Below are 10,002 nucleotides of genomic sequence, written 5' to 3' on the forward strand. Positions count from 1 at the left end.
GTCTGAATATTGATGAGTCAGTTTCTCAAACTCTGGCAAGAGCGTAGCTGGAAGATCAGGCATCTGTAAAAAATGGTACAGAAGATTTGGCGTATATTCACCATATAACTGGCCCACCGTGTTCTGTTGAATATCCACATAACATGGTGGCTGGCTCGCGAGAATCTGGATATGTGGATTTGATTTTAAATCGAGTCGAATATCACCATTGACCAATTCAATGTTTAAATGCTCCGTCTGTTTGTTGACACCTTGTTCCCAGATCAGTTCGATGTGATAGCCTTGTTCTGACCATTGAAGTGCAGCATGGCTTTTTTTTTGCCAGTACACATCGCCACTTTGAATAAAAGATTTAAAGTGCTCCAATAAAATTCCGGAGATATCAAGGTTGCTTTGATAAAAGCGCTCGTCACTGTTTATTTTAGCGTGATAATAAATTTGGTTAAATAATTGTCGTTTTTGTTCAGGTAAAGTCAGATGCTTTCTGGTGATATTTTCATAGTGCGTATAATCACTTTCACCGGCAATCGAGCCATTTTTATTGCGTCTGGCCTTCTGCACCACAAGGGTCAATTTCTTTGAGCTGACAGACTGATTTAACAGGTAAATTAAACATGTGTTTGTTTTGACAGGCTGCTCAGGTTCAGCCTGTTGTAAATACCGTTTAAAATCATTCAACCAGCGTTGCGCCTGATCATCCCCCTGTTGGCGTTTTACGATTCCCTGTGGGGATTGAGAGTCAGCATAATGCTGCTGAAATTCATGGCGATATTCTTGAAAGAATAACCGCGCTAGAGCAGCAGCATGTTTACAGTTATATCCAACCGGACAAGTGCAGTCGTCATCTATTAAACGGTTTTTTTGGGGATTATAGGTAATTGCAGTATCGTAATAATCTGTCCCTTCAATTTGAGCATACATCGTGACCTCGTCTTCTTCCTCAAAGAACTCAATCGTTTCCCTATCAATGTGTTTAGCATAGCTAAGACTGCGCTGAATAGTTGCGGTACTAAAGCGAGATAGAAAATTGATCAATGAGGACATAATTACCAGACACTAAAAATGTTTATACAATTATAACGGACAAAGATGTCATTTCGAAACAGTGGCCGAACTGCTCAACCTGAGCACTGGTTCGACTTACTCAATAGGAATATTGTGAGTAAACACAATCAAATCCGAGAAGTTAAATAGTTCATTGAGGTCGAAAATATCCTTATAGAAAGTGATGATTTCTTCACAACAGTTAATTTTAAACCAAATGGGGTCAAAAGTTTTAAGCTTTGTGATTCATAGAAATCATTTCAATATAATGGGTGTCTATGAACAGAGAAATTCAACAAAGACTCGTATGGGTTAAATTATTTGAAGAGACCAATGATGCTGGCCTAGTTTGTCGGAGATGTGGCATTTCTAGACCAACGTTACGCAAGTGGTAAAAACGATATTCTGAGCAAGGTATTGATGGATTAAGTAGCCTGAGTAAACGTCCATTAAAATCTCCAAATAATAAAATCAATGCTGAGCTAGAAGCCTCAATATTAGAAATGCGCTCAGCCAGAAATCTTGGTACTCGACGTTTGCAAACAGAATTGATGAGGCTGCAAGGAGTCTCGTTGTCCTTAGCGACTATCCATAAAGTACTATCCACCCATCAGGTCAAACCAATTAAAAAATTCTGTCATAAAGCAGATTTCATTCGTTATGAACGCCCATTACCAGGTGATAGAATTCAAATGGATACCTGTAAACTGGGTCCTGGACTATATCAATACACATCTATCGATGACTGCACAAGATATCGTGTTTTAAGGATATATAAACGCCGAACAGCAGCGAATACTCTCGACTTTTTAGACTGTGTAATGTAAGCGTCCGCTGAGCCCCAGGCAACACCCCTCTCATCATAAAATTATACCAGTCAGTAAAATACGTTTAGATTAAGCATGTGTATGTTGGTTATTATTGTTGATTATCACAATAAATTAGTGACCAAAAATCAAAGTAGCCTACCCTACCTTAAATTAAACCACACAAAATAAAAACTCTATATAACTGTTATATATAGAGTTTACTAAAATGCCAATTATATTATTTAGTCTATTTCATGTCGGTGACTCTTTTCAAAGTTGGGGTATCTGTGGCTGATTCTGGATCTAGCATCGAAAATCCAAGTGCCATTCCTAATAGTGATAGTAATAATGAAATAGCCAATACTGCGACCACACCAGCAAATATACTGGCCCAAGAAATTCTTTTTTCTAATACCACATGTTCTTGTGTCATGATGATCACCTTTTTATATAGTTATGTAGTTGTGCATCAAATTGATCTAATCTAGGACTTACATTAAATCGCCTTATTTTTATATTAATGACTTCATAAACAAGCAAACATGTCTCATTTGTTATGTTTAAAGCTTAATTCAACTCAATTTTGCTAAAACATGTAAAAAATGTTTACATGACCAAAATATTACAGGTCAAAAAATAAGTTTGATTTTAAGAAATCATGCATTTATAAATTTTAAGGTGATAATGCTTTAAAAGCCTGGCTAAACAGCGCAAAGTATTTTTTTAATTTTAAATCAATAAAGACCACAATATTTTGATTGTGGTCTTTATGATGGCTGAAAGATTTATTTTACTTTCTTTAACTTTTGATCCAACAAATATTGCTGAGCAATAAACACGTCTTGATTTTCCTGTGGCTCAAGTAAAGTCCATTGATCGTGTTCATCTAATTGCCAAGCACGTTTATTGTCTTTGAGATAATTGAACAAGCCATCTTCAATAATTTGTTTTTTCAGCTTTTTATTTTCAATTGGGAAACAGCTTTCAACTCTTGAAAATAAATTACGCGCCATCCAATCTGCACTGGCACAATATAATTTTTCTTCACCCTGATGATAGAAGTAATAGACACGGGTATGCTCTAAATAACGGCCTACAATAGAACGTACTGTGATATTTTCCGATAAACCTTTGACTTGTGGACGTAAACAGCAAATTGAGCGAATAATTAAATCCACTTTTACACCTGCTTGTGAAGCCGTATATAAAGCTGAAATTAACTCAGGCTCAGTTAAAGCATTTACCTTAATGATGATATGTGCCTTTTCTCCAGCAAGCGCAGCTTGGGTCTCATACTGAATGTACTTAAGTAATTGATCATGCAAAGTAAACGGTGCATGTAATAACTTTTTAAGCTTGGCCATACGCCCCATGCCGGTGAGCTCTTGGAAAATTTTATGCACATCTTCAGCAATTTCATCATGGGTGGTAAATAAACCGTAGTCGGTATACATTTTTGCGTTACCGGCATGATAATTGCCAGTACCTAAATGTACATAACGACGCAGATTTTCACCTTCACGACGCACAATTAAAATCATCTTGGCATGGGTTTTATAGCCCACAATGCCATATACCACCACAGCGCCGGCTTCTTGTAATAAGTTGGCGACAATAATATTGGACTCTTCATCAAAACGGGCACGAAGTTCAATGACTGCGGTCACTTCTTTACCATTACGTGCCGCTTCAATCAGGGCTTGTACAATTTCAGAGTCTGGCCCACTGCGGTATAGGGTTTGTTTAATGGCCAAAACATGTGGGTCTTTGGCTGCCTCACGCAGTAAATTGACCACAGGTTGAAATGAGTCAAACGGATGATGAAGTAAAACATCTTCACGTTTTAGCACTTCAAACATTAAATCCTGTTGACGTAATACTTTGGGCATCACCGGTTGAAAAGGTTTAAAACGTAAAGCTTCAATATCAAAACTGCTCGGCAAACGGGTTAAATTGACCGGTCCTTGAATGCGATATAATTCTTGTTCACTTAAATTAAATTGTTGTAATAAATAATGATTAAGTTTTTCAGGACAGTTTTCATCTACTTCTAAACGCACCGCTCGACCAAAACGACGTGATGACAGTTCGTCTTTTAACGCCACTGCTAGATCGTCTACATCGGCATTTAAGGTTAAGTCAGCATTACGTGTAACCCGAAATTGATAACACCCGGTGGCGGTCATACCCGGAAATAGATCATTAACATGATACTGAATCATGGCAGAAAGCAAAATATAATGTTGTTCACCTGTTGGACACAACTCATCGGGTAAACGTACGACACGCGGTAACGAACGTGGGGCAGGTACAATGGCCAAATCAATATGACGACCAAAGGCATCTTTACCTTCAAGTGAGACAATAAAGTTTAAACTTTTATTGACTAAACGTGGAAATGGATGTGCAGGATCTAAACTAATTGGCGTAACAACAGGTTGAATTTGCTTAGAAAAATAATTTTTAATCCAATCTTTATGCCGCTCTAAAATATCATGATATTGAATAAAACGAATACCATGTTGTTGTAGCTGTGGCAAAATTTGCTGATTTAAAATATCGTATTGTGTTTCAACAGCGCGATGGGCTTTGTCCGAAATTTCCTGCAAAATAATTTCATTTGGAATACTATCCGGTGCTGTGGTGAGCATTTTTAAATCGAGTTGTTTCATTAAACCCGCAACACGAATCTCAAAAAACTCATCTAAGTTACTCGAAAAGATTTTTAAAAAATTTAATCTTTCTAATAAAGGGTGATCCACATCTGCAGCTTGGGCTAAAACACGCTTATGAAATTCTAATAAAGAAAGTTCACGATTAATATAGGTATCAGAATTATGTAAGTTTGCTTTAAGAGAAGACATATTAAATAGGAATCGTTACGAACAGCTTAGATGTGCCCATCCTAGGATTAAATTATGACAGATGTGTTACAATGCACATATTCTTTAGTTGAATTGTTTAAAATAAATATTTGTATAAAAAAGATTTTTCATAAAAAATCAAATTAAAGCCCAACTAAAAGGCCATTTTTTTAATGCTCATTTTGATAAAAAAATCATGACATTTAATTTATACCTTGAGAAATATTGTGTGTTTAGACTCACCTATTACAGCAAATGCCGCAATCCGAGAGAATCTGCTCTCGGAGTTTCACACAGCCTATAGATTGATTATTAAAATTTATAGTTAACTGCCATATAAAAGTTAGTCTGCGAACTTTGATCCACTAAAGGACCATCTTGTACTTTATTGGGTAAGAATTTTTGCATTGCAACCCCAAAGACATTCACTTTTTCATTAATGACATAATTGGCACCTAATGAAACATGCGGAATAAAGACCTGATCTGGACGATACGCGTCAACACCACGCGCAACCTCACTGTTTAAAATACCGTAATAGTAATTGGCACGTTTATCGGATAACCACTCCACACCCACATTTGGAATCAAGCTTAAACGAGGATCAATTTGCCAAAAATATTGATAATTTAAACGTAATTCAGTGCCTTCACTGGCTCCACCAACATCATGCAAGGCTTGTGCTGAGATAATGCCATAGGGTTTACGCATGCTCGCTTCAACACCTAGGTCAACACTGCGATCACGATCTTCAAGCTGTGCTTTGCTGATGCCTTTTTCTGCAAGTTGACGTGTACTTAACTCACCCACATCTAAATTCATCATATTGACATTAGCAATCGCATTGACACTAAAAACACGGTCGCCATACAACGCAGCGCCTGCTGATAATCCACGTATAAAAAAACGCTCGCTTTCATAAGCGATTACAGGAACAGGAATAATTTCAGTTTTCTCGCCAATATAGATACCGCTACTGCCGACAGCACCCAAACCCACACTTAAGCCTTGTGGTTTGCCCATTTGCGCAGGACGTTGTGGCTGTTGTTCTGCAAAAGCAAGCGTAGGAATACAAAGTGCTGTAATTGTTACAATTTTTTTTAGCATGTCTTGTCCATCATATGCGCGTGAGTTAGTTTTAATATACAGCAGCACAGGGTGAATTATATGTGAAATTTAAGCGACCATCTTATCAAGATCGATCTTGTTGTAATTCTGAATGCTATTTAACATAGGAGTAGTAAATTGCCAATCTGTAATTGATGAACAATCTTTGAGTTCATTTTCAGTACAATAGATTTAAACAGTTACCTTACATAAATGAAGAATTTGATAAATTTGTTTAACGCAAACGTTGTAATGCACGTTGCCTTTTGATTAAACCTAAGACCTGTTTGCGCGCATTAATTTGCTCTTCATCAAATGGAAGCACTTGTTGTAATTGAGCAATAGTTTGAGTGGCATGTTCAATCAAATAGCAATCTTGTTCAACACTCCACTGGGCAGTGAGCTCAACAGCTAATCCTATTTTATGACGTTTCATACTTGAACTCACAATATGAATGATCAACCTAAAACTGCCAAATAAAAAGCTCCAACATGATCGAGTAACAAAGTAACAGGGGTGTTAAATAGATCATGTTGGAGTATGGGTATTATTCAATTTAATTCCGACAATTTCAATCAAGATTACATGTTTATGCTGTAAAAATTAAATAAACTTACAGATTGCTTAAAAAATCAGCCCAATTTTGTCATTTCTTACACAAAATATGAAAGGTATAGTATTTCACTGTCATTTGTCTTTGATGATAAAGCAAATTTTAGACAATAAAAAACCCATGCAGTGCATGGGTTTTTTCAACTTTATTTTCTAATGAAAATTAAAGTGGGCTAATCGCGTTAGCTTGAGAGCCTTTAGGACCAGCAACGATTTCGAATTGAACGCGTTGGCCTTCTTGCAATACTTTGAAGCCTTTTACTTGAATTTGGCTGTAGTGTGCAAACACGTCTTCGCCAGAATCTGCTGCAATAAAACCGAAACCTTTAGTTTCGTTGAACCATTTAACTGTGCCAGTTACTACGTTTGACATAGATTTTTCCTATACTTTAAAAACTTTATATGGCTTGTGCCATAACGCCTAAGACAATAAACTTTGTAACGAAAAAATCTGATAAAACGAAGGGAACAACGAGATGAAAAGATTTGCGATAACAACAGTATTATTATTTTAGTGTCCCTCATTATACACCACTAAATTAAACATACAAGGGGTTATTTCAATTTTTTTATAGCATTGAATAAAAAGCGCAGTTCAATAGCTACGCTTTTTGTATAAGTGGCTTTAAGTGTGTGAATCAAGCTTGAATTGATCTAAGCTTGCAGCAGTTGACTTTGCGTCAACTGACATACGTAAATTCACCATAAAAATTGCACATGCAGCAATTACACCCGGAATTGCAATAGCTAAGAAATTCATTTGATGTGGCAACTCAAAGGTCAGTAATGCACCGGTTAACACAGGACCTACGATCGCACCAATACGGCCAATACCCGACGCCCATCCCATCCCTGTTGAACGTACACTGGCTGGATAAAACTGTGCCACGAAAGTATACAATAAAATCTGTGAGCCAATGGTTGCAGCACCGGCGATGGCAATTAAGCTATACAACACAATTTGTGGACTGTTAAAACCAAGTAAAATCAATGCCAAAGCACCTACCACAAATAAAGTAGTGAGTACTTTTTTGATATGAAAACGATCTGCTAAGACACCACCACCAATGGCGCCTAACATGCCTCCAATATTGAGTGCAAATAAGAACATCATACTTGCCCCAAGTGAATAACCCGCTTGAAGCATCAGTTTTGGTAACCAACTTCCCAAAGCATACACCATTAATAAGCACATAAAAAATGCTAACCAAAACATAAATGTACTTGTACTGCGTCCTTGTTGGAACAAAGCTTTGAGTGGTGCTTGATCCACGGCGTTCACTTCAGGCAGAGTAAATTGGGTCTGTGGGGTAATTTTACGCTCTGGCGCAATCTTAGTGACAATTTTAGCCACTTCTGTATTCTTGTTTTTTTGCGTTAAAAACATTAAGGATTCAGGTAAATACTTGCATAGAATTGGTAAAAATAAACATGGAATTCCTGCAATATAAAACATGATTTTCCAACCATAATCGCCTACTAACCACGCGCCTAACAGTGCAGAGCTCATACCACCAATGGCATAACCACTAAACATGACGGCCACTAAGGTACTTCGGATACGTTTAGGTGCATACTCGGTCATCAGCGCAACGACATTTGGCATCACGCCGCCAATCCCTAAACCGGCTAAAAAGCGCAACACGGCAAATTGGGTTGGATTTTCAGCAAAAGCACCTAAGAAAGTGAAACCACTAAAAATAGTGACACACATAATAATGGTTTTTTTACGACCTAATTTATCTGATAAAGTGCCAAAACACATGGCACCAAACATCATTCCAAATAAGGCACTACTGGCAAGCAAACCTGCTTGTACCGTGGTCAAACCCCATTCTTGCATTAATAAAGGCAGGACTACGCCATAAATCACTAAATCATAGCCATCAAAAATAATAATGATTAAACACCATAATAAGACACTCCAATGAAATGGACGGAACTTCGCCTCATCCACCACCTGTTGGATTTCAATCTGTGTTGACATGCTTCACCTCCTCCTTGTGAAGATCACTTTGACATGCACAATGCGTGATCTAAATGGCTTTGTCCAAAACCGTTTAAGCATGCTTATATACTTTAAAGGTTGGGTTTTTTAATGTGCTACAACTTCAGATTTAAAGTACGGCGCGTTCATATTCAATCGCTTCGAGATCATAAACTTGATAGATGCAATCAAATAAGGCGCGTAAATCATCAGCCGTGTCTAAATGACGAATCGCCATAAACACAGGGCTGGTCGCATCGTGGTCAATAATGGGGATATATTTGACATGCGCCAATTGAATTGATTTAGCGCTTTCAGGCACGATACACATACCTTCTGCTGCTGCGACTAAACCTAGCGCCAGTTGAATTTCCCTGACCACTTTGAGATTTTTTGGAGTTAAACCATGTTCAGCAAAAATACTTCGTACTTGAGTGGCAAAATTTGCTTCTTGACTCTTTGGGTACAAAAATAGCTGTTCTTGTTCAAGCTGTGCGAAAGTAACACACTGCTTTTGCGCTAAAACATGACTTTGATGGACTGCCAAGACTAAAGGCTCTTCACGCAATAAAATCCGTTTAATATGTGGATCAGAGATACGTAGCCGTCCAAATCCCACGTCTATTTTGCCTTGTTTTAAGGCTTGGATTTGCTCAAAGGTCGACATTTCAATCAACTCAACTTTAAGATTGGGCTGTTGTTGACGAAAGACATAAATAATTTTAGACAACAAACCATAAAGCAATGAAGCTACAAAACCAATTTTAATGCTGCGTTCAACTATACCAATACGTGCCGTCATACATTTAATTTCTTCAGCATTCGACAAAAGTTTAAGTGCATGCTGATAGAAGAATTGTCCAGCTTCTGTGAGTTGTAAAGGGCGGCTACTACGTTCAAAAAGTTGCACACCCAGTTCCGCCTCAAGCTGTTGTATTTGGCGACTTAACGGGGGTTGAGCGATAAATAAACGCTCAGCGGCTTGGGTGAAACTTCTACTTTCTGCGACAGCAACAAAATAACGTAAATGACGCAATTCCATGCGTTCTGCTCCCTATAAAATACCTTTTTAGTATAAAAAAATGCAAAAACAGTCTTCGACAGCCTAATTTTATTCTTTTAAGGTATATGCAAGAACAGCGAAACGCAAGTGCAGCCGGAATAGATCATGTATAAAAAAATTGAAACCATTTTGGTTGAAATTCCAACCATTCGCCCACACAAGATGGCGGTTGCGACCATGCAAACCCAAACTTTGGTGTTGGTTAAAATCACCAGCGATGACGGTTTTATCGGTTGGGGCGAAGCCACGACCATTGGTGGTTTAGGCTATGGAGAAGAAAGCCCTGAAAGCATTAAAACCAATATTGAAACCTATTTTGCCCCACTTTTGAGATCCCTTCAGGGACATAACCTTGCACAAATCATGCAAGTGTTAAAAAAGCATATCAATGGTAACCGTTTTGCCAAATGTGCCATTCAAACGGCACTGCTGGATATTCAAGCCCAGCGTTTAGGTTTACCGCTGTCTGAGCTGTTAGGCGGTCGTTTACGTGATAGCGTGCCAGTATTGTGGGT

General features: G+C 37.9%; 8 protein-coding genes and 2 pseudogenes. 2 read left to right on the forward strand and 8 right to left on the reverse strand.

Features of this window, described 5'->3' with window-relative positions:
• Positions 1-1,044: SWIM zinc finger domain-containing protein (locus tag Q0017_RS12225; protein ID WP_298147250.1), on the reverse strand; the 1,044-nt coding region annotated here is incomplete at its 3' end.
• A gap of 278 nt (positions 1,045-1,322) precedes the next feature.
• On the opposite strand from Q0017_RS12225, the pseudogene Q0017_RS12230 reads away from it, so the two are divergent.
• Positions 1,323-1,868: pseudogene (locus Q0017_RS12230) on the forward strand (helix-turn-helix domain-containing protein); the annotation flags it as partial.
• 232 nt (positions 1,869-2,100) lie between these two features.
• Here the strand turns inward: Q0017_RS12230 and Q0017_RS12235 are convergent.
• From Q0017_RS12235 to Q0017_RS12265, 7 genes are all read right to left on the reverse strand, one after another.
• On the reverse strand, positions 2,101-2,286 hold the full coding sequence (locus Q0017_RS12235; RefSeq protein WP_298147253.1) for a hypothetical protein: 186 nt from the start codon (positions 2,284-2,286) through the stop codon (positions 2,101-2,103).
• Between the two features lie 352 nt (positions 2,287-2,638).
• The gene (gene ppk1 / locus Q0017_RS12240; protein WP_298147256.1) at positions 2,639-4,717 is read right to left on the reverse strand and encodes a polyphosphate kinase 1; all 2,079 of its coding nucleotides are present in this window, start codon (positions 4,715-4,717) and stop codon (positions 2,639-2,641) included.
• Positions 4,718-5,029: 312 nt separating this feature from the next.
• The gene (locus tag Q0017_RS12245; RefSeq protein WP_298147259.1) at positions 5,030-5,824 is read right to left on the reverse strand and encodes a MipA/OmpV family protein; all 795 of its coding nucleotides are present in this window, start codon (positions 5,822-5,824) and stop codon (positions 5,030-5,032) included.
• Positions 5,825-6,059: 235 nt separating this feature from the next.
• Entirely contained in the window at positions 6,060-6,260 is a 201-nt protein-coding gene (locus tag Q0017_RS12250) for an acyl-CoA thioesterase (protein WP_298147260.1), read from the reverse strand.
• 340 nt (positions 6,261-6,600) lie between these two features.
• The gene (locus Q0017_RS12255; RefSeq protein ID WP_122901178.1) at positions 6,601-6,810 is read right to left on the reverse strand and encodes a cold-shock protein; all 210 of its coding nucleotides are present in this window, start codon (positions 6,808-6,810) and stop codon (positions 6,601-6,603) included.
• Positions 6,811-7,062: 252 nt separating this feature from the next.
• Entirely contained in the window at positions 7,063-8,424 is a 1,362-nt protein-coding gene (locus Q0017_RS12260) for an MFS transporter (protein ID WP_298147262.1), read from the reverse strand.
• 130 nt (positions 8,425-8,554) lie between these two features.
• Complete coding sequence (locus Q0017_RS12265) at positions 8,555-9,466, reverse strand: LysR family transcriptional regulator (protein WP_298147265.1); 912 nt, start codon at positions 9,464-9,466, stop codon at positions 8,555-8,557.
• A 126-nt stretch (positions 9,467-9,592) separates the two neighbouring features.
• Between Q0017_RS12265 and Q0017_RS12270 the strand changes: the two are divergent.
• Positions 9,593-10,002 (forward strand): annotated as a pseudogene (locus Q0017_RS12270) (muconate cycloisomerase); the annotation flags it as partial.

It is taken from the genome of uncultured Acinetobacter sp., assembly GCF_947624825.1.
In the GTDB taxonomy this organism is placed as follows: Bacteria; Pseudomonadota; Gammaproteobacteria; order Pseudomonadales; family Moraxellaceae; genus Acinetobacter.